Here is a 20,184-nt window from a genome sequence, read left to right as displayed (position 1 = left end):
AACCATCGTCATCGCGGTTTTTGCTGGTGTCAGCCCGCCGTTATCCGTTAAAGTTGTCACGCAACCGGCCGGGTTCGTGAACCTCATCTTTCATGCGGAGCAGCCATGTACTTCTTCCACTACGACGAGCCCCTCTTTCGGCCACCCTCTGAGGCGGGAAGCCTCATCTTCCAGATCACCATCGGCTGCTCCCAAAACCGTTGCAAGTTCTGCGGCATGTACAAGATGAAACGCTTCCGGGTGCGTCCTATAGACGAGATCGTAGCGGAGATTCGCTCGATACCGCCGCGCTACCGTGACGCGGTCCGTCGCGTATTCCTCGCCGACGGCGACGCCCTCATCTATCCGCAGGTGGGGCTCGCGCGGATCCTGGAGGAGCTGAACGAGGTCTTTCCGTCCCTCACCCGTGTCGGCGCCTACGCCTCACCCAACAGCCTGAACGGAAAGAGCAAGGAAGACCTGCAGCTGCTGCGCGCGAAGAAGCTGCGCATCCTCTACTTCGGCCTGGAAAGCGGCGACCCCGAAACGCTGCACCTGGTGGACAAGGGGTTCACGCCGGAAGAGATGCTGGAGCAGTGCCGTAAGGCCATGGCCGCCGGGATGAAACTGTCGGTGACCGCGATCCTCGGGCTTGCCGGTAAGAAGCGAAGCGCGGAACACGCGGCGGCGACGGCACGATGGATCACCGCACTTTCGCCCGAGTACTTTTCCCTTCTCACCATGTTTCAGCGTCACAACGACGACTTCCTCAGGCTGATCGAGCCTCTGAGCCACGGCGAGATTCTGCTCGAAACCCGGGCTCTCCTCGAGCGCCTTGAGCCGCAGGGGACCATCCTGCGCTCGAACCACGTCTCCAATTTCCTGGAGCTTGCCGGGAGCTACCCGAAAGACCGGCAGCGCCTCATCGATACCGTCGACGCCGCCCTCGCAAAAGCAAAAAGGGACCCCCGCTGGTGTGCGGAGATCCCTTCGTATCAGGAGGAGTACTACTAGAGATTATCTATCTGGCGGGGACGCCGCACAGTTTCAGCTCGCTCTCAAGCTTCTCCTGGGAGATGCCGAGCACCCTGCATGCCTTGTCTCGGTCGCTCTGGTAGCGCTCCATCACCATGAGCAAAAGGGCCTTCTTCAGCGAGATGGAGAGCTTGTCCATCACCCCTTGTCCCTGGTTCGCCGTCAGGGTGGAGACGAGCGGTTCGAGGTTCTTCTGGAACAGCGCCGCGCTTTCATTCATGCCCTGTTCGCGCTTCGTTTCGGTCCGCTTGAGGCGCACCACGTTGCCAACACACTGATCCATGTTGTCCTGCACGAAGCGTAGCGTGTCCCAGTGGCTGTCCACGGTCATGAGGCGAATATCGTCCTCGGTCCCTTCCGGAGCACCCTTCTTCCTCAAACGAACTTCCATGATGGTATATGCGTAGGAGCCGGACCTCTCACTTGCGCTGCGATCTCTGTATGCCATGATGTCCCCCCTTGTTGCCGTTTTCTCCTTACTTTTCAACTGGCGTACCAAAATCGCACATTCTTCTGTCTGTGTCGTAAGTGATTGTTGTCAAACGGTTTTGTAGGCCTTGGTACAGGCGCCTACGGCAAGGACAAAACCGGGCCGTCTGTACTAAAGCTGCACAAGGTTTTACTGTCGGAGGGTGTAAGGTATGTAATTTCAGCAACTTATGCGGATGTCGAACTGTGAACAGCTTGAACTTGCTGAGCAGATGCCGTTGTGCAGGGGAGGGGGGATGCTATAACATTCGTTGAATTTAATCATTCCTGGGGCGCCGCGGTTATGCTCCCCAAGGGGGTGTCACCTGGAGAAACCGCTTTTGGTGCCTCTTAGCTCATTGGTGGCCGGGCTTGTTCTGGCTGACCTGCTCGACATCGCCATACCGTCCTGGCCTGCCGTAGCCCTGCTCGCCTTAACCTTAGCCGCCTGCTTCGTCAGATCCCGTTTCCCTTTCACACTATCCATTGCCGCCTTCTTCATGGTCTGGGGTGTACTTTCCATGAAGCCCTTCCTGCGACCGGTCGACGCGCTCGGTGCCTTCATCCGGGATCGGCCGGTTGTGGTGGAAGGGTACGTAGATGCGCGCGTCGAGGGAGCGGCTTATGGTGGAAGCAGGATCTACCTGAGCGTGGATAAGATCGTGGAAGACGACCGCGAGTACGCTACGATGGGACGACTGCTGGTTTACGTGAAATCGGGACGACCGAAACTCTTTACCGGAGACCGGGTCCGCCTTTCCACCCGCCTCAGGAAGCCGCGCAGCCTAGGGGTGCCCGGCGAGATCGACTACGCGCGGCGGCTCGCCTACCTGGGCGTCTTCGAAACCGGTTTCGTACCGGAAGCCGATGACATGGTGCTCCTGCACGCGGGAACCGGGTGGCGGCACGGCATCGACCTCCTTGCCGACAGGTTGGGGGACTTCATCATGTCGGCGGAACCTGGGACCGAAGGGGGCGTCCTGAAGGCGCTGCTGCTGGGCGACCGGGGGGATCTGTCGGAGCCGTTGCAGGAATCGTTTTCCCGCAGCGGCGTGAACCACATCCTCTCCATATCCGGCTTCCACGTCGGGGTCCTGTTTCTTACCCTGTTCAACGGACTCTACTTCCTGGCGCGTCGTTCCGAGTGGCTCGCCCTGCACGTGAGGTTGCGCCAGACCGTCCTGTTCACGTCGCTTCCCGTGGTGCTCTTTTACCTCTTTCTCTCCGGCGCCGCCCCCGCCACGCAGCGCAGCGTGCTGATGATCTTCGCCGCGGTTGCCGCACTGTACCTGAAGCGCGAATTGGACCCGGTGAACACCATCATGCTCGCTGCCTGCGCCATCCTTTTCACCGCTCCCGAGACCCTCTTCGACGTCTCTTTTCAGCTCTCCTTTCTGGCCATCTGGGGACTGGCCGTCCTGGCCCCGCCACTTTCCAGGTTCGTTGCCGCGAAGGGGAGGGCGCTGCGTTGGACGCTGCTTCTTGTTGCCGCGTCCGCGGCTGCCATTCTCGCGACCTTCGTTCACGTGGCGTACTACTTCCGGCGCGTGTCCGTCATTGGTCTTGTAGCGAACCTTCTCGTGGTGCCGCTCATGGGGTACGGTGCCGTAGTCTTCGGTCTGTTGGGCCTTGCCGCGAGCGGGGTGGGGGAAGCGCCAGCCCGCCTGTTGCTGCACCTAGCCGCGCTGCTTGTGCGCTGGGCGGACCATATCGTTGTATATCTTTCCCGGGCACCGGTCTTGGAGGGATATGCCCCCGGGCGGCTCGACCTGCTCCTTGCGTGCCTCGCGCTCTTCGTGATCACCTTTGTCTCCTCCCTTCCGCAGCGTGTGGCCGCCGCAAGCCTCTTGCTCTTTGCACTGATCCTGCGCGCAGTGCCCGCGTCGAGCGCACCGGAGAGCGCCATGCGCATCTACTTTCTGAGCGTCGGGCAAGGGGATGCTGCGCTGGTGCATCTCCCCGCGGGGAAGTGGATGCTTGTTGACGGCGGCGGCAACGCGACGGACACCGAGGCGCGTGTCGGCCCGCGGGTACTCGTGCCGGCCCTGAGGGCACTTTCCGTGCGGCGCATCGACTACCTGGTGCTCTCACACGAGCATCCGGACCACCTGCAGGGCGTGGTGCACCTCGCCGCGTACTTCGAGATCGGTCAGTTCCTTGCGAGCCCGCTATTCTTCAGATCACCGGATACGCAGCAACTGAAATGGATCCTGACTGCCCGTGGCGTTCCGGTCATGCCTCTGGGCCCGGAAGGAGGTCCGCTTCAGCTCGGCGGCGCCTTGCTGCGTCCTCTTTGGCCCCTCGCCGATAGCCGCGAAAGCTACACCGACGCGAACGAAGCATCCCTTGTCTTTCGCCTCTCTTATGGTCGGAGTGCGGTCATTTTTACCGGTGACATCGGAGCCGCCGCGGAGCGCGGACTCCTGGCACGCCAAGCGGTCGAGCCCTGTTCCCTGCTTAAGGTTGCGCACCACGGCAGCAGATATTCTTCGACCGATTCCTTTCTAGCCGCAGTGCGACCCGCCGCTGCGGTCATCTCCGCCGGATACCGCAATACCTTCAGGCTCCCGGCACCCGCGACCCTACTCAGGCTGCAGCGGCAGGGTATCCGCACCTACCGCACCGATCAGGACGGCACGATAATCGTGATCTGCACGGCTGACGGCACACTTACAATTACGACCCCTTTGGGGCATTTTAATTGACACTCTAGAGCGCTATCTGCTAGTTTAGGCGGGCATTCTCACGTATACCCCGACGATCCAGGAGATCCGTAGCATGCAAAGGATTCTTTTAGTCGAAGACGATAGCTTTTTCCGAGAGGTCTATACCGACCTTCTTAAGGAGGACGGCTATAACGTCGATGTGGCCGCCTCAGGTGAAGAGGCGCTGGATATGATCGGGAGAGGCGGCTATCACCTCGTTGTCACCGACCTGGTGATGCGCGACGTGAGCGGCCTCGATATCCTCTCCGAAGTGAAACGGCTCGACCCTGCAACCGCAGTGATCATGGTCACCGGCCATGCCAACGTCGAGACCGCCATCTACGCCCTGAAAAACGGCGCCACCGATTACCTCATAAAGCCCATCAACCAGGACGAATTCCGCCACATCGTCAGCCACTGCATGGAACAGCGCAGGCTGCTCGACGAGAATCTCGAGCTTAAAGGGCTGGTTAACCTTTTCCAGGTGAGTCAGAACATCTCCAACTGTCTGGAACTGGAGCGCCTATACCAGATGCTCACCGACGCGCTGATGAAGGAAGTCGGCGTGAGCCGTGCCATTGGTTATTTTGCCGAGAATGGGCAGCTGAAGCTGTGCGAGCTGAAGGGGATCGACGAGCTGAACGCGCATCTCCTGGGCCAGGCGGTCATCAGTGAAAGCGACCTGAGGGACGACGGCACCTCGCACCTGATCTACCTGCGGAACTTCCTGCCGGACGGCGCCGAATACGCGAGCGAGATCACCGAGGCGATGTGTCTCTACCTGCGCTACAAGTCGGACCTCCAGGGCGTGGTCATCCTGTTCAACGATCCGGGCGCCATGCTCCCGAGGGACATAAACCGCAAGCACATCTCTTTCCTGCTCGACCAGGGGCTGCTTGCCCTCGACAACGCCGTCCGCTACAACATCGCGAAAGACCTCCTCTACATCGACGAGCTAACCGGCCTGTACAACTACCGCTACCTCGACGTCGTACTGGAGCGCGAGCTGAAGCGCTGCGAGCGTTACGGCTCCAACCTCGGCGTGCTCTTCCTCGACATCGACCTCTTCAAATCGGTGAACGACAACTTCGGCCACCTGATCGGGAGCCGCGTACTGCGCGAGGTCGGCGCACTGGTGCGAAAGAGCGTGCGTGACGTCGATGCGGTGATTCGTTACGGCGGCGACGAGTACACCATCGTTCTCGTGGAGACCGGGATGGAAGGCGCGGCCATCGTCGCCGAACGTATCCGGAAAACCATCGAGTCGCACACCTTCGCGAAGGCCGACGGGCTCGCCATCAAGCTCACCGTGAGCCTTGGTTACGCGTGCGCGCCGGACGATGCCGGCACCAAGGCGGAGCTTCTGGAGATGGCGGACCAGGCGATGTACCGCGGCAAGAGCGCCGGCAAGAACAGGGCGTTCCACGCGGAAAGGCTGACGACCCCTCCCTGACGAAAGCGGTGGGGCGAATGGATGTGCGGCGGACCGGACAGCAGTCTATGCCGGTTTTTTTATTTTTACGGCCTCAACGCAAAGACGCGGAGGCGCGAAGGCGCAAAGGTAAAATCAAGGTAAAAGGTTTTGCCGTTCCCCTATTTAGGTTTCTCTTAGCGTCTTTGCGGCTTTGCGTCTTTGCGTTAAAGCCTTCGTCTTAAATTTTGTGTGAGCAAGGAGAGCATCACCGTGGCAATCACCGGCATCAAGGGGTTCAATGACATCCTCCCGGGCGAGGTCGAGAAGTGGCAGCACATCGAGGCTACTGCGCGCCGGGTTTTCGAACTGTACGGCCTTTCCGAGATCAGGATACCGATCATGGAGAAGACCGAGTTGTTTTGCCGCTCGATCGGCGACGCCACCGACATCGTGGAGAAGGAGATGTACTCCTTCGAGGATAAAGGCGGCAACAAGGTGACCCTGCGCCCGGAAGGGACCGCGTCGGTGATGCGCGCCTACGTGGAGCACAAGATGCACGCCCTCGACCCGGTCGCGCGCCTTTACTACATGGGGCCGATGTTCCGCTATGAGCGTCCGCAGAAAGGGCGTTACCGCCAGTTCCACCAGATCGGCGCCGAGATCACCGGTGTTGCGGCCCCTACCGTCGACGCCCAGGTGCTCACCATGCTGACCCATTTCTTCCAGGAACTGGGGCTCACCGAGCCTAGCCTGCAGATCAATTCCCTTGGTTGTCCCTGCTGCCGTCCGGCCTACCGCGAGGCGCTCAAGAAGTTCCTGCTCGACCGCATCGACAAGCTCTGCGACGACTGCAAGCGCCGCTACGACACGAACCCGCTGCGTGCGCTCGACTGCAAGTCCGCCGGCTGCCAGGAGGCGACGAAGGGCGCACCCTCCATGCTCGACCACCTCTGCCCCGAGTGCGGTGACCACTTCGACAAGACGAGGAAATACCTCGAACTGGTCGGCACCCCGTACAGCATAAACCCGAGGATGGTGCGGGGCCTCGACTACTACACGAGGACCACCTTTGAGATGGTCACCACCATGCTCGGTTCCCAGAGCGCCGTTGCAGCTGGCGGCCGCTACGACGGCCTCATCTCCGAGATCGGCGGGCCGCAGATCCCCGGCATCGGCTTCGCCATGGGCGTAGAGCGCGTGGCGCTTTTGCTGGCCGAAAAGGATTTCTCGCGCCGTCCCGACCTCTTCATCGCGGCGCTTGGTGATGAGGCGCACTCAGAAGCCTTCCGCCTGATGAGCGCCTTGCAGCGCCTGGGGCTTGCGGTCGAGATCGACTACGAAGGGAAGAGCCTGAAGAGCCAGATGAGGCGCGCCGACAAGTTCAGCTCCCGCTTCACGCTGATCATCGGTGGCGACGAACTCGCCCGCGGCACCGCCCCCCTCAAGAACATGGACGTCGGCAACCAGGCCGAGGTTGCGCTCGATGCGGCGGCCATCCAGGCCGCCATGAAGTCCGAGACCTAGCTTTCCCGATCAATCCCCCCAGAGGGAAGGAGCGGTAAAAACAACACAACAGAAAAGGGGACAGGCTACTTTTTCAGGTAAAGTAGCCTGTCCCCTTTTTTATTTTTCTTTGTCCTCCCTCTCCCTTCGGGGCTGCGCGCCGAAGCGCTTCGGTCCGCGAAGGGGTGAGAGGGGCGGGTTGAGGGCGCAGCTATCGGCAAGATGCGGGCCTGTGCGCGGCTCTCACCCGGCCTTCGGCGACCCTCCACCGGAGAGTGGAGGCCCCCCCCTTCATTCCCTTCCTTCCGGCCAAGAGTCCTTCTGTTCCATTGACATAACCTCCGCTTCATGCGATATTTGGGCGCAATTTTTTCGCCCGAAACAGTCACTGGAGCCACTTCAAACTACGGCTCCTTTTGTTGTTTCAAACCAGATAGTTTCCCACTTGATTAAGGCTTTCCTGTTATGGATTCAGCAAACTTCGTACATCTCCATCTGCACTCCCAGTACTCCCTACTCGACGGCGCCATCCGTATCGGCGACCTCGTCAAGAAGGCGAAGGAGTACCACATGCCTGCCGTGGCGGTTACCGACCACGGCAACATGTTCGGCTCCCTCGAGTTCTACCTCAAGGCGAAGGACAAGGGGATCAAGCCGATCCTCGGGAGCGAGGTGTACATCGCACCGGGCTCCCGCCTGGAAAAGAAGGCGCCGACCGGCGCCGACCCGGTCACGAGTTACCACCTCATCCTGCTGGCCGAGAACATGGTCGGCTTCAAGAACCTCTGCTACCTCACCTCCGCAGGCTACAAGGACGGCTTCTACCGTCGCCCCCGCATCGACAAGGAACTGCTGGAGAAACACAGTGAAGGGCTCATCTGCCTCTCCGCCTGTCTGCAGGGCGAGATCGCCTATCTCGCCGGCAGGAACAAGATGGAGGAGGCGAGAAACGCAGCGAAGTGGTACGCCGAGATGTTCCCGGGCTCCTACTACCTGGAGATCCAGGAGAACGGGCTCCCCGAGCAGACCATCGCGAATCAGAGGGTGATGGAAATCGCGCGCGAGCTGGATCTTCCGCTTGTCGCCACCAACGACTGCCATTACCTGAACAAAGAGGACGCGAAGGCGCACGAGATCCTTTTGTGCATCCAGACCGGGAAGACCATGAGCGACCCGAGCAGGATGCGCTTCACCACCGAGGCCTTCTACGTGAAGAGCCCGGAGGAGATGGCGAAGGATTTCCACTACTGCCCGGAGGCGCTCACCAACACCGTCAAGATCGCCGAGCGCTGCAACTACGAGTTCGACTTCAAGACTTATCACTTCCCGGCCTACGAGGCGCCGCCGGGTGAGACCCTCGATGACCAGTTAGAGCGCGAGTCCATCGAAGGCCTCAAGCTGCGCCTCCAGAAGATCAAGATCAAGTACCCGAACCTGACCCCGGAGCAGGAGCAGTCCTACCACGACCGACTGCGCATCGAGCTTGACTGCATCAGGCAGATGGGGTTCCCGGGCTACTTCCTCATCGTTGCGGACTTCATCAACTGGGCCAAGGACCACGGCATCCCGGTCGGACCGGGCAGGGGCTCGGCGGCGGGTAGCCTCGTCGCCTTCTGCATCAGGATCACCGACATCGATCCCATGCCGTACAACCTGCTGTTCGAGCGATTCCTCAACCCGGAACGTATCTCCATGCCGGATATCGACGTCGACTTCTGCCAGGACCGCCGCGAAGAGGTGATCCAGTACATGGTCGACCGCTACGGCAGGGAGAAGGTGTGCCAGATCGCCGCCTTTGGTACCATGGCGGCCCGCGGCGTCATCCGCGACGTCGGGCGCGCGCTCGATCTAACCTTCGCCGACGTCGACAAGATCGCGAAGCTGGTTCCCGAGGTCCTCGGCATCACGCTCGAAAAAGCGCTCGAGCAGGAGCCCAAAATCAAGGAGCTGATGGCCGCCGACCCGAAGGTGAACGAGGTCATGACGGTCGCCCTGCGCCTCGAGGGGCTCGCGCGCCACATCTCGACCCACGCCGCCGGCCTCGTGGTCGCACCGAGGCAGATGGAGGATTTCTGCCCGGTCTACAAGGACCAGAAGACCGGATCGCTGACCACGCAGTACTCGATGAAGTACGTCGAGAAGGTCGGCCTCGTGAAGTTCGACTTCCTGGGCCTCAAGAACCTCACCGTCATCGACAACGCCTGCAAGCACATCCGTAACGGCAAGGATCCGAACTTCGACATCACCCTCCTTACCGACGACGATCCCGAAACCTACAAGCTTTTGCAGGCCGGCAACACGACCGGCGTCTTCCAGCTCGAGTCGAGCGGCATGAAGGAGCTCCTGGTCAAGCTGAAGCCCTCCTGCTTCGAGGACATCATCGCGGTCTGCGCCCTCTACCGTCCGGGTCCGCTCGGCTCCGGCATGGTCGACGACTTCATCGAGCGAAAGCATGGCCGCAAGCAGACCGTCTACGACCTGCCGCAGCTCGAGCCGGTCCTCAAGGACACCTACGGCGTCATCGTCTACCAGGAACAGGTCATGCAGATCTCCCGTTCCCTGGCCGGCTACTCGCTGGGCGGCGCGGACCTCCTGCGTCGCGCCATGGGTAAGAAGGACGCCGAACAGATGGCGAAAGAGCGCCTGAAGTTCATGGAGGGGTCCGAAAAGCTCGGGCTCGATTCCAAGAAGTGCGCCGCCATCTTCGACCTCATGGCGAAGTTCGCCGAGTACGGCTTCAACAAGTCGCACTCCGCCGCCTACGCGCTCGTCGCCTACCAGACCGCGTACCTGAAGGCCCACTACCCGGTGGAGTTCATGGCCGCCCTCCTCACCGAGGACATGAGCAACACCGACAAGGTGATCAAGAGCATCGGTGACTGCCGCGAGATGGGCATCGAGGTGCTCCCGCCGGACATCAACGAGTCGCTGCGCTCCTTCCGCGTGCTCGAAAACGCCATGCGCTTCGGTCTCGGTGCCGTGAAGAACGTGGGGGAGGGGGCCATCGAGGCGATCCTCGAGGCGCGCGGGGACGAGCCGTTCAAGGACATCTTCGACTTCTGCGAACGCGTCGACCTGCGTCGCTGCAACAAGAGGGTGATCGAGGCACTGATAAAAAGCGGCGCCTTCGACTGCACCGGCGCCAAACGCGCGCAACTGATGGCGGGACTCGACGACGCCGCCGCGCAGGGACAGCGCGTGCAGCAGGAGCGCGAGAGCGCGCAGGTCTCCCTCTTCGGCATAGCCGAGATCCAGCGCAGTGCGAACGGCTCGGGGAACCGCCTTCCGGACATCCCTGAGTGGGACGAGAAATACCGCCTCGGGTGCGAGAAGGAGGCGATCGGCTTCTTCATCACCGGGCACCCCTTGGACCGCTACGTGGCCGACATGCGCCGCTTCTCTAATGTCGACTGTTCCTCGATCAACGAGGCAAAGGATAAGAGCGAGGTGAAGATCTGCGGCGTGCCCGCGAGTCTCAAGGAGATCATGACCAAGAAGGGGGACCGGATGGGGTTCATCACCCTCGAGGACCTGGTCGGCTCCCTGGAGGTCGTCGTCTTCTCCGACGTCTACGCCCGCTGCTCAGAGCACCTGAAGGGGGACGACCCCATTCACATCACCGGCACGGTCGAGCAAGGCGAGAAGGGGGCCAAGATCATGGCGAGCGACATCATGCTGTTGCGCGACCTGGTCGAGCGTGATACGCGCAGGGTGAACTTCACCATAGACGCGAAGGAAGCCGATACGGGCAAGCTCGACAGGCTGAAGGACATCATCTCGCGCTATCAGGGGATCTGTCGCAGCTTTCTGCATCTGGACATAGAGAACAGCTCGCGCGTAACCATCAAACTTTCTGACGTATACAAAGTGGCCGCTAGCGAAGAATTAACAGTGGAAGTGAGTAACCTCTTCGGCTATAATGCCGTGTCCTTCGAGTAGACTCAGGACGCATGCGGTTATTTTATTTGAGAACAAGGAGATAGAGATATATGGCATTGCAGCAGAGCTATCTGGATTTTGAGAAGCCGCTGGCGGAACTGGACAAGAAGATCCAGGAACTGCTGGCATTTTCCACTGAGGGGGTCGATCTCTCCGCGGAGGTCGCCAAACTTGAGGAGAAGGCAGAGAAGATGCGCGAAGACATGTTTGCAAATCTTTCCCGCTGGCAGACGGCCCAGGTTGCCCGCCATATCAACCGTCCTTTCACCCTCGATTACCTGAGCCTGATCTTCACCGAGTTCGTGGAACTGCACGGTGACCGCAACTTCGGCGACGACCACGCCATCGTCGGCGGCCTTGCCCGTCTCGACGGCGAGCCAGTCATGGTGATCGGTCACCAGAAGGGGCGCGACACCAAGGAGAAGGTGTTCCGCAACTTCGGCATGCCGAACCCGGAAGGGTACAGGAAGGCGCTGCGCCTGATGGAGATGGCCGAGCGCTTCAAGCTCCCCATCATCACCTTCGTAGACACCCCGGGCGCCTTCCCCGGCATCGGCGCGGAGGAGCGCGGCCAGGCCGAGGCGATCGCGAGGAACCTGCGTGAGATGAGCCGTCTCACCGTCCCCATCATCGTCGTCATCACCGGCGAGGGTGGCTCCGGCGGCGCGCTCGCCATCGCCGTGGGCGACCGTGTCCTGATGCTGCAGCACTCCGTCTACGCGGTCATCTCCCCCGAGGGTTGCGCCGCGATCCTCTGGTCCGACGGCACCAAGGGAGCCCAGGCCGCCGAGGCGTTGAAGCTCACCGCCAAAGACATCAAGGATCTCGAGGTCATCGATGAGATCGTCCCCGAGCCGGCCGGCGGCGCGCACCGCGACCACGAGACCATGGCGAAGAACCTGCATGAGGCGCTTTCCAGGAACCTGAAGGAGCTGAAGGCGATTCCGGCCGACGAGCTGATCGAACAGCGCTACCAGAAGTTCCGCAAGATGAGCCGCTTCGCCGAGTAGTCCGCGGCGGGGTCAACAGCAATAAAGAGAAGGGGGCATGGCGTAAAGCCATGCCCCCTTTTTCTTTGGTTCATTGTGGAAAATAAGTTTCTTAAGAGAATTCGTGGAACCTGAGTGTAGCTTCCTACGAAGCGCTGCACGGACCCTGGCGTCCCCCCTTCGCAAAGGGGGGAGCGCCGAGTTCGCGTGCGGCGCTTGGTTGGAAAGTATCCACCTTTGCGAAGGGCTCTACCCGATGACAAGCGACGCCGCGTGCAGCAGGATGCCGATCATGCCGCCGACCAGCGTTCCGTTCATCCTGATAAACTGCAGGTCCGAACCGATGCTTAGCTCGATCTCCCTGATGAACTCCTCGTTGTCCCATTCCTTCACCGTTCCGGAGATGTGCTTCGCGAACCCGGTCCTAAGTCCGTCGGCGTACTTGCGCACCACCCCTTCCAGGTGTTCGTTGATGGACTCGGACAGCTCGCCGCTCTTCGAAAGGGTGTTGCCAAGCGCTACCGCTGCGTCTGCAACCTTATGCCTGATCGCGGAATGCTCACGCTCGAGGTCCTGCACCACCCAGGCCTTCAGGTCGCCGACCAGCCCACGGGCGTAGTGCCCGAGTTGCTCGTTACCCACCAACTCCTGCTTCAACTCCTCGACCCTTGCTCGCATCGCCGTGTCGTGCTTCAGCTTCACGATGAAATCCCCGACGGCGCTGTCGAACTCGTGGCGCAGCTCGTGGCTCGGATCGGCGTTCACCGCGTCGAGGAAGCCGCTTACCTTCCTCACGATCTTCTCCCCGGCGTTTCTGGCGAACTGGGGACGGTTCGGGATGAACTTGCTGAGCAGCGGATACTCGGCGTCCACCCAGTTGTCGAGGGCGATCGCCACCTTCTCCTGCGCTTCCGGTTTCGCGAGCCATCCCCCGAGGCGGCGCAGCAACTCGTCCAGCACCACCTGGTGCCGGCTCTCACTCCTGAGGCTTTCCAGCAGCACCCCCGCGGAAGAGGCGGCATCGAACTTCTCCACCCGGTCGCTGAGCGCAGCACTCACCACCTTGCTGACCCGCTCGTCTTCGAGGAAGTCGATCGACTCGGAGATGATCCGGGTGATCCCGGTGGCAAGCCCCTCGGCGTTTTGCCGGGAGACGAGGTAATCGCACAGGCGCCGTGCCGGGTCGAAGGCCCGCATCCTCTCGACCAGCACCTCGGTGGCCAGAAACTTTTCCTGGATGAACTGCCCGAGATTGTCGGCGATGGTCTCCTTCTTCTCCGCAACGATGGCGGTGTGGGGGATGGGAAGCCCCATCGGATGCCTGAAGAGGGCGACTACCGCAAACCAGTCCGCGAGAGCACCCACCATGGCGGCCTCGGCGAAGGCGGCAACCCACCCCCAGGCCCCGCTACCGTGCTGCAGGCGTGCGACGATAAAGAGCAGGGCGGCTCCGACAAGCAGCGCACCGGCTACGGTCTTGTTCTTTTTCAAAGCTGCGGTTCTTACATCCGTCATCTGCATGTACATCTACTCCTTGCGAACATATCTCTGTACTGCGCCTGAAGCGCAGCCTGTCTTTTTAGCAGGTTCCGCACATCAAGGCAACAGCTTCGCTGATAGGTCGCACTGTTTACCGCATAACTGGTTGCTACCTGCACGGCTGCTGTGATATGACTTGATCCGCGTAAATTCACCGGCGAGAGCCCAGGTAAGGAGAGACATATGCAGGAGCGTTTGCAAAAGATACTGTCGCAGGCGGGCATCGCCTCACGACGCGAGTCCGAAACCATCATCACCTCGGGGCGAGTGGCCGTGAACGGCACGGTAGTCACCGAGCTCGGCACCAAGGCCGATCCGGAAACCGACACCATCACGGTGGACGGTAAGCCGATCGCCGTTGAGGAAAAGCGGGTCTACCTGCTCCTGTACAAGCCGGTAGGGTACATGACCACGATGAAGGACCCCGAAGGGCGCCCCATCGTCACCGATCTCCTCAAAGGGGTGCAGGAGCGGGTGTATCCCGTCGGTCGTCTCGACTACAACACGGAAGGGCTCCTGCTGCTCACCAACGACGGTGCCTTCGCCAACATGCTGATGCACCCAAGCCACGAGGTGGACAAGGGATACCTGGTCCGGGTTAGCGGACACGTCAGTACGGTCCAGATCAAGAAGCTCTCCGAGGGGGTGAAGCTGGAGGACGGCATGACCGCTCCGGCCAAGGTCGCGCAGGTAAGCGAGAGCGAGAACAACGCCTGGATCTCCATCACCATCCACGAAGGGCGCTACCGGCAGGTGCGGCGCATGTGCGAGGCGGTGGGGCTGAACGTCGTGCGCCTGAAGCGCGCGCGCTACGACTTCCTGGAGATCGGCGAGATGAAGCCGGGCGAGTTCAGGGAGTTGACCTCCGAAGAGGTGACCAAGCTGAAAAGGAAGATCGTTGCGGTCGGTACCGGTCGGGGGCCGAAAAAGACCGGTGTGGTGGCGAGAAGAAAGATCGCGCCGCGTCGTTAGTTTGTAGCGCTGCAGGAAGTGGTGCGGCCGAAGTCGAGTTTGCATGAACAACAAAAGCCGCCCCTTGCAGGGCGGCTTTTTCATTTATATTGAAAGCTGCAAAGAGGATCACATTAGGATTCAGGCGCTCATCTGCTGCTTCTGCTTCGAGCCGCGAGGTTGTTTCACCGGCTTTTTTTCCGCGCCCCCTTTGGCGGCGAGCTTCGCCGCGCGGACGGCGCGCGCCTTGGCAAGGTTGTCGGCAAGCCCCTTCTCCTGGGCCATCCGCCTGCGCGCCTCGGAGAAGTTCTTGGCGGTCAGCGCCTGATTGCTCGGGATGCCGAACTGTTTTCTGTACTCTCCGGGTTTTACTCCATGGACCTGGGCAAGGTGGCGCGCGAGGGTCTTCATGCCGGTCTTGCCGCACAACATGCAGCTTATCTGGTCCGGTTGGAACGCCTTCTTCAGGGTAAGCGTCGGTCCCCTTTCGCCGCCCACCTCCATTCCCTCGCCTGTTTCCACTTCGAGTTTCTGCAGTGCGCCATGCACCTTCTGCAGTTCAAGAAGCAGATCGTCGCCTGACATCTCTGTAACCGAGGCATGTGAAGAGACAATACTGGCCGTCAACTCGAGCAGTGATGATGCCATCGTTTCGCTCCTCCTTTTAAATTCTTAGTTAAGGTACATGAGTCGCTTTTTATTAAACTACACACCTGTTTAAAAGCAAGCGATAAATCACTCGTGTAAACAAAAAAGTTGACTGGCCTGACAGATTTCTGCTAGGTTTTTGCGCTGATTGCATGCCGGGTAACGGCAGCAAGACAATGAGGGATACTTAGTATGGGAAGAATTGTAATAGACGAGTTGCGCTGCAAGGGTTGCGGTATCTGCACGATTGCTTGCCCGAAGAAGCTGATCAGGCTCTGCGAGAAGGTCAATATCCAGGGGTACGCACCTGCCGAAGCTCCCAATCTGGAGCAGTGTACGGGATGCGCTCTCTGCGCCGAAATCTGTCCTGACGTTGCCATAACCGTCTTCAAGTAAATCCTTTCGTTCAGCACTGAGAGATGTCGCAGCGGATCGACCGGTCCGTGTCGATATCGGTGTCTCTAAGTGCATCCGAACGAACAGGAACCGTGGGAGGGTCAATTGTCTAAACGGCTGTTTGTTAAAGGAAATGAAGCCGCGGCCATGGGGGCTGTAGAAGCCGGCTGCCGCTACTACTTCGGCTATCCGATCACCCCGCAAAGTGACATTCCGGAATATCTGTCGCGTGAGCTTCCGAAGCTGAACGGCGAGTTCATCCAGGCGGAGAGCGAGATCGGTGCGATCAACATGCTCCTGGGCGCCTCCTCATGCGGCGTGCGCGCCATGACATCCTCCTCGAGCCCGGGTATTTCGCTCAAACAGGAAGGGATCTCGTACATGGCCGGCGCGGAACTCCCCGGCGTGATCATCAACATCTCCCGTTCCGGACCGGGCCTTGGCGGCATCGACGCCTCCCAGTCCGATTATTTCCAGTCCGTGAAGGGTGGCGGGCACGGTGGCTACCACATCCCCGTCCTCGCCCCGAACTCGGTGCAGGAGATGTACGACCTCACCATGCACGCCTTCGATCTCGCCGATCTGTACCGCACCCCGGTCATGCTCCTGGGGGACTCGGTGATCGGTCAGATGAAGGAGGCGCTCGTCCCGAACGCACGTCCGGTGCGCGAGCTCCCGGAGAAGGGATGGGCTGTGCGCGGCAAAAGCGGCGCCGAGCAGCGCGTGGTGAAATCGCTGTTCCTCGGTGACGGAGAGCTAGAGGCGCACAACTGGCGCCTGCACGCGAAGTACCAGGTGATGAAGGAGAAGGAGTGCATCAGCGAGGAGTACGAGACCGCCGACGCCCGTCTCATCGTCACCGGCTTCGGCTCCGTCGCCAGGATCGCCCACACCGCCGTCGCCATGGCCCGTGAAGAGGGGATGAAGGTCGGTCTTTTCCGTCCGGTCACCCTGTTCCCGTTCCCGGAGAAGGCCCTTGCCGAGGCCGCCGGCCGTGCCGGCAAGGTGCTGGTCGTGGAACTCAACACCGGACAGATGGTTGAGGACGTGCGCCTCTCCGTCGGAGCCGCGGCGCAGGTCTGCTTCTACGGCAGGCCGCCGGGAGCCGGCTCGCTGCCCTCACCTGAGGAACTTCTCGATGTGATCAGGAAGCAGTACGACGACACGGCGCGCTAGGCAGGGGGGGAGATATGCAGCAGGTTTTCAAAAGACCGCAAAGTTTGAAGGACGTTCAGACCCATTTCTGTCCCGGCTGCCATCACGGCACCATCCACCGCCTGGTGGCCGACGCGATGGACCTGTACGGCGTTCAGGATAAAACCATCGGCGTGGCCTCGGTCGGCTGCTCCGTGTTCCTTTACGGCTATTTCGACATCGACGTAGTGGAGGCACCGCACGGCAGGGCGCCCGCGGTCGCCACCGGCGTGAAGCGCGCGAAGCCCGACAACTTCGTCTTCACCTACCAAGGTGACGGCGACCTTGCCGCCATCGGCACCGCGGAGATCATCCATGCCGCCAACCGCGGCGAGGACATCACCGTCGTCTTCGTGAACAACACCACCTATGGCATGACCGGTGGCCAGATGGCCCCCACCACCCTGGTGGGCCAGAAGACCTCCACCTCACCGTACGGCAGGGACAAGTCGAAAGACGGCTCCCCGATCCGGATGGCGGAGCTGATGGCGCAGTTGGGCGGCGTTGCCTACTCGGCGCGTGTCGCCGTCGACTCGCCCAAGCATGTTCTCGAGGCCAAGAAGGTGATGCGCGAGGCGTTCGGGTACCAGGCAGAGGGGAAAGGCTTCTCCTTCGTCGAGGTGCTTTCCTCCTGTCCGACCAATTGGGGGATGAACCCCCTCAAGGCCAACGCGAGGATAGGTGAGGAGATGATTCCGTATTTCCCGCTCGGCATCTTCAAGAAAGAAGAGGCCTAGGGAAGGCCCTTTTAACGTAGAACCTAGAACGCAGAACGTAGAACCTGTTCTGCAGTTTGAGGAGGGACGATGCGTACAGAAGTTTTGATAGCCGGGTTTGGCGGGCAGGGCGTGCTCCTGGCCGGGAACCTGCTTTCCTATGCGGCTATAGATGAAGGCAAGAACGTGAGCTACTTCCCCGCCTACGGCGTGGAAAAGCGTGGCGGCTCCGCCACCTGCACCGTCGTGATCGCTGACGGCACGGTCGGCTCACCCGTGCTCGGGCAACCGGCGGTTCTCGTGGTCCTGAACCAGGCGTCGCTCGAGCGCTTCGGCGCCAAGGTTCGTCCCGGCGGCCTTTTGATCGTCAACTCGTCGCTCGTCGACATCACCGAGCTGAACCGCAGCGACATCACCATCATCCCGGTACCCATGAACGATATTGCCACCGACCTGGGCGACCTGAGGATGGTGAATATGGTTGCGGTAGGGGCCTACGTCGCGCTCACCGGAGCGGTGCAGATGGAGTCGCTTTCAACCGCCTTGGCTCAGGCGCTGCCGGAGCGCAACCACCGGTTCATCCCCGCCAACGTGAAGGCGATAGAAACCGGGGCGCAGGTGGCAAAGTCGAAAAAAGAAGCTTGACTTTGGTTCTACGATTCTGGTATTAATCTGGTCTCTCAACGATGGGGTATCGCCAAGCGGTAAGGCAACGGACTCTGACTCCGTCATCCAAGGTTCGAATCCTTGTACCCCAGCCATAGCTAATCCAGCTTCATTGCAAGCTGCTACATAGTCAGGTCCCATCGTCTAGTGGTTAGGACACCGGCCTTTCACGTCGGTAACAGGGGTTCAAGTCCCCTTGGGATCACCACCTTAAAAACAGCGCCAGAAGCAGGGCGCTGTTTTTTTTTGTCCAACTCCGGAATACCAGGGAGCCAGGGTTATGTCCTCTCCAAGAACCACGCGAGACTGTTGCGTCCCCACTTCTGCTGAGGTTTCTTCGCGAAAGCCGGGGCGTGGGATTGATCTATCCACGAAGCGCTGCACGGGAACTCGCGTCCCCCCCTTTGAGAAGGGGGGACAGAGGGGATTTGCCGTTGGCTTGAAATCCCCCCTTCGCAACGGAGCTACGGGGGGCGTTGTGGGCTCGACCCTCCCTTTGAGGCAACATACCCCTGGGCCCCGACCGTCCCGTATCCCGTCCCTCATCGGTTTCCTGAGCCTCCTCTTCCTTCTTCTCACCACGCCGCTCCACGCTGCGGAAAACGTCTTCACCAGCGGCAAGGCCGTCGCCGAAGAGGCCGGGCGCCTTGCCGGCGAGACGAAGCTCTTCCTCAAGGGACCGGTCGATCCCTATCTCACCGAGACAGCAGTGGCCGCGACTCTCTTCGGAGTTGCCTACGTCTTCGATGAAAAGATCCGCGACGAGTTTGCGGGCCCCCACCACGGCGTGATGAAAGGGATCACCAACGTGGGGAACGCGGTAAGCGATCCGCTGCTGCACCTGGGCGTCGCCGCCGTCTTCTACGGCGCCGGGGCCGCGACCGATAATACGAAGGTGATGGGCTTGGGTGAGGAGATGGGGGAGGCGCTTTTATTGGCCGACGGTACCGTCTTCGTGCTTAAAGGCGTCATCGGGCGCGGGCGCCCGTACCAGGTAGAGAGCAGCACGAGCTACCGCCCGTTGCAGTACAAGGGGGGCTACGACTCGCTCCCCTCGATGCACACGGCGAGTACCTTCGCGCTTGCCCACGTCCTTTCTTCCAGGACCGACAGCATCGCCGGCAAACTCGCCTGGTACGGCGGAGCGGGGCTGGTCGCCTTCTCGCGCGTGTACCAGACCAAACACTGGGCGAGCGATGTGGTCCTTGCCGCGGCCATCGGCGAGCTGGCCGGTGCCACCGTCGGCAGATACCGCTCCCTCGCTCCCGGCGGCGTCACCATCGCCCCGCTCTCCATCGAGGGGACCCCGGCCGTCGCCGTTGTAGGCAAATTCTGAAAACAGCCAACTTATCTATAAGGAGCTTCCCATGCTGAACGCAGTCATCTTCGATTTCGATGGCATCATCGTGGATACCGAACCGCTGCACTACAAGGCCTTCCAGGAGCTGCTGGTCCCCCTGGGCCTTGGCTACTCCTGGGAGGAGTACATGGAGCTCTACATCGGCTTCGACGATCGCGATGCCTTCCGCGAGGCCTTCCGCGTGCACGGGCGCGCGCTCTCGGAAGACGAGCTGAAGGAGCTGATCCGCGGCAAGGCGGCGGCCTTCCTCGACATCGTTTCCGGTGGCGTGGCGGCTTACCCCGGCGTCGTCGAGCTGATCCGTTCCATCTCCGGCACCCTCCCGCTCGCCCTGTGCAGCGGCGCCCTCAAAAGCGACATCGAGCCGATCCTCAAGCAGCTGGGACTCACCGACGCCTTCGACGTCAAGGTGACCGCGGACGAGGTCGCCGCCTCCAAGCCCGATCCCGAGAGCTACCGTCTCGCGGTGCAGCGTCTGCAGGAGCGCTTTCCCGGCAAGGTCGACGCGGCGGCCTCGATCGCCGTCGAAGACACCCCGGCGGGGATCACCTCCGCCACCGGTGCGGGGCTTAAGGTCCTTGCCGTCACCAACAGCTACCCGCGGGAGAAGCTCTCCGGCGCAAGCCGCGTGGTCAACTCCTTGGTCGGGGTCGATATCGAGGGGCTGAGCCTCCTCGTATAG

General features: G+C 60.9%; 16 protein-coding genes and 2 tRNA genes. 15 read left to right on the top strand and 3 right to left on the bottom strand.

Features of this window, described 5'->3' with window-relative positions:
• The first annotated feature begins 105 nt into the window (after window positions 1-105).
• On the top strand, window positions 106-993 hold the full coding sequence (locus tag E8K79_RS09210; RefSeq protein WP_136514507.1) for a radical SAM protein: 888 nt from the start codon (window positions 106-108) through the stop codon (window positions 991-993).
• Window positions 994-1,000: 7 nt separating this feature from the next.
• Here the strand turns inward: E8K79_RS09210 and E8K79_RS09205 are convergent, their stop codons facing one another.
• Window positions 1,001-1,462: a hypothetical protein gene (locus tag E8K79_RS09205; protein WP_135870839.1), complete on the bottom strand. Its 462-nt coding sequence runs from the start codon at window positions 1,460-1,462 to the stop codon at window positions 1,001-1,003.
• A 364-nt stretch (window positions 1,463-1,826) separates the two neighbouring features.
• Here E8K79_RS09205 and E8K79_RS09200 point away from each other — a divergent pair, with 364 nt between their 5' ends.
• From E8K79_RS09200 to E8K79_RS09180, 5 genes are all read left to right on the top strand, one after another.
• Entirely contained in the window at window positions 1,827-4,187 is a 2,361-nt protein-coding gene (locus E8K79_RS09200) for a DNA internalization-related competence protein ComEC/Rec2 (protein WP_136514736.1), read from the top strand.
• Window positions 4,188-4,260: 73 nt separating this feature from the next.
• On the top strand, window positions 4,261-5,640 hold the full coding sequence (locus tag E8K79_RS09195; RefSeq protein WP_136514506.1) for a GGDEF domain-containing response regulator: 1,380 nt from the start codon (window positions 4,261-4,263) through the stop codon (window positions 5,638-5,640).
• Between the two features lie 231 nt (window positions 5,641-5,871).
• Window positions 5,872-7,125, top strand: coding sequence for a histidine--tRNA ligase (hisS, locus tag E8K79_RS09190; RefSeq protein ID WP_136514735.1), 1,254 nt, complete (start codon window positions 5,872-5,874; stop codon window positions 7,123-7,125).
• Between the two features lie 444 nt (window positions 7,126-7,569).
• On the top strand, window positions 7,570-11,043 hold the full coding sequence (gene dnaE, locus E8K79_RS09185) for a DNA polymerase III subunit alpha (RefSeq protein ID WP_136514505.1): 3,474 nt from the start codon (window positions 7,570-7,572) through the stop codon (window positions 11,041-11,043).
• Between the two features lie 50 nt (window positions 11,044-11,093).
• Entirely contained in the window at window positions 11,094-12,053 is a 960-nt protein-coding gene (locus E8K79_RS09180; protein ID WP_136514504.1) for an acetyl-CoA carboxylase carboxyltransferase subunit alpha, read from the top strand.
• Window positions 12,054-12,281: 228 nt separating this feature from the next.
• Here the strand turns inward: E8K79_RS09180 and E8K79_RS09175 are convergent, their stop codons facing one another.
• Window positions 12,282-13,553: a DUF445 domain-containing protein gene (locus E8K79_RS09175; RefSeq protein ID WP_136514503.1), complete on the bottom strand. Its 1,272-nt coding sequence runs from the start codon at window positions 13,551-13,553 to the stop codon at window positions 12,282-12,284.
• A gap of 201 nt (window positions 13,554-13,754) precedes the next feature.
• Between E8K79_RS09175 and E8K79_RS09170 the strand changes: the two genes are divergently transcribed.
• Window positions 13,755-14,543: a pseudouridine synthase gene (locus E8K79_RS09170; RefSeq protein WP_136514502.1), complete on the top strand. Its 789-nt coding sequence runs from the start codon at window positions 13,755-13,757 to the stop codon at window positions 14,541-14,543.
• A 120-nt stretch (window positions 14,544-14,663) separates the two neighbouring features.
• On the opposite strand, the gene E8K79_RS09165 is transcribed toward E8K79_RS09170, so the two are convergent.
• A complete protein-coding gene (locus tag E8K79_RS09165) occupies window positions 14,664-15,170 on the bottom strand; it encodes a MucR family transcriptional regulator (protein WP_136514501.1) in 507 nt (168 codons plus the stop codon).
• 192 nt (window positions 15,171-15,362) lie between these two features.
• On the opposite strand from E8K79_RS09165, the gene E8K79_RS09160 reads away from it, so the two are divergent.
• The 8 genes from E8K79_RS09160 to E8K79_RS09125 all read left to right on the top strand — a co-directional run bounded on the left by E8K79_RS09160 (window position 15,363) and on the right by E8K79_RS09125 (window position 20,184).
• A complete protein-coding gene (locus tag E8K79_RS09160) occupies window positions 15,363-15,566 on the top strand; it encodes a 4Fe-4S binding protein (RefSeq protein ID WP_129126895.1) in 204 nt (67 codons plus the stop codon).
• A 105-nt stretch (window positions 15,567-15,671) separates the two neighbouring features.
• On the top strand, window positions 15,672-16,742 hold the full coding sequence (locus tag E8K79_RS09155) for a 3-methyl-2-oxobutanoate dehydrogenase subunit VorB (protein ID WP_136514500.1): 1,071 nt from the start codon (window positions 15,672-15,674) through the stop codon (window positions 16,740-16,742).
• 14 nt (window positions 16,743-16,756) lie between these two features.
• Window positions 16,757-17,497: a thiamine pyrophosphate-dependent enzyme gene (locus E8K79_RS09150; protein ID WP_136514499.1), complete on the top strand. Its 741-nt coding sequence runs from the start codon at window positions 16,757-16,759 to the stop codon at window positions 17,495-17,497.
• 69 nt (window positions 17,498-17,566) lie between these two features.
• The gene (locus E8K79_RS09145; protein WP_136514498.1) at window positions 17,567-18,121 is read left to right on the top strand and encodes a 2-oxoacid:acceptor oxidoreductase family protein; all 555 of its coding nucleotides are present in this window, start codon (window positions 17,567-17,569) and stop codon (window positions 18,119-18,121) included.
• A 42-nt stretch (window positions 18,122-18,163) separates the two neighbouring features.
• Window positions 18,164-18,237, top strand: a tRNA-Gln gene (locus E8K79_RS09140).
• A gap of 38 nt (window positions 18,238-18,275) precedes the next feature.
• Window positions 18,276-18,350, top strand: a tRNA-Glu gene (locus tag E8K79_RS09135).
• A gap of 270 nt (window positions 18,351-18,620) precedes the next feature.
• A complete protein-coding gene (locus tag E8K79_RS09130; RefSeq protein ID WP_136514497.1) occupies window positions 18,621-19,478 on the top strand; it encodes a phosphatase PAP2 family protein in 858 nt (285 codons plus the stop codon).
• Between the two features lie 31 nt (window positions 19,479-19,509).
• A complete protein-coding gene (locus tag E8K79_RS09125; protein ID WP_136514496.1) occupies window positions 19,510-20,184 on the top strand; it encodes an HAD family hydrolase in 675 nt (224 codons plus the stop codon).

This window comes from Geomonas edaphica (genome assembly GCF_004917075.1).
GTDB lineage: Bacteria > Desulfobacterota > Desulfuromonadia > Geobacterales > Geobacteraceae > Geomonas > Geomonas edaphica.
The sequence above is the reverse complement of the archived record's forward strand: the minus strand, read 5'-3'. Positions and strand labels throughout refer to the sequence as shown.

What these genes read in the sequence shown, in the direction of transcription:
- E8K79_RS09150 (WP_136514499.1), top strand. Translation starts at nt 16,757, where the DNA reads ATGCAGCAGGTTTTCAAAAGACCGCAAAGTTTGAAGGACGTTCAGACC.
- E8K79_RS09195 (WP_136514506.1), top strand. Translation starts at nt 4,261, where the DNA reads ATGCAAAGGATTCTTTTAGTCGAAGACGATAGCTTTTTCCGAGAGGTC.
- E8K79_RS09180 (WP_136514504.1), top strand. Translation starts at nt 11,094, where the DNA reads ATGGCATTGCAGCAGAGCTATCTGGATTTTGAGAAGCCGCTGGCGGAA.
- E8K79_RS09165 (WP_136514501.1), bottom strand. Translation starts at nt 15,170, where the DNA reads ATGGCATCATCACTGCTCGAGTTGACGGCCAGTATTGTCTCTTCACAT.
- E8K79_RS09160 (WP_129126895.1), top strand. Translation starts at nt 15,363, where the DNA reads ATGGGAAGAATTGTAATAGACGAGTTGCGCTGCAAGGGTTGCGGTATC.
- E8K79_RS09210 (WP_136514507.1), top strand. Translation starts at nt 106, where the DNA reads ATGTACTTCTTCCACTACGACGAGCCCCTCTTTCGGCCACCCTCTGAG.
- E8K79_RS09145 (WP_136514498.1), top strand. Translation starts at nt 17,567, where the DNA reads ATGCGTACAGAAGTTTTGATAGCCGGGTTTGGCGGGCAGGGCGTGCTC.
- E8K79_RS09205 (WP_135870839.1), bottom strand. Translation starts at nt 1,462, where the DNA reads ATGGCATACAGAGATCGCAGCGCAAGTGAGAGGTCCGGCTCCTACGCA.
- E8K79_RS09125 (WP_136514496.1), top strand. Translation starts at nt 19,510, where the DNA reads ATGCTGAACGCAGTCATCTTCGATTTCGATGGCATCATCGTGGATACC.
- E8K79_RS09175 (WP_136514503.1), bottom strand. Translation starts at nt 13,553, where the DNA reads ATGCAGATGACGGATGTAAGAACCGCAGCTTTGAAAAAGAACAAGACC.
- E8K79_RS09170 (WP_136514502.1), top strand. Translation starts at nt 13,755, where the DNA reads ATGCAGGAGCGTTTGCAAAAGATACTGTCGCAGGCGGGCATCGCCTCA.
- dnaE (WP_136514505.1), top strand. Translation starts at nt 7,570, where the DNA reads ATGGATTCAGCAAACTTCGTACATCTCCATCTGCACTCCCAGTACTCC.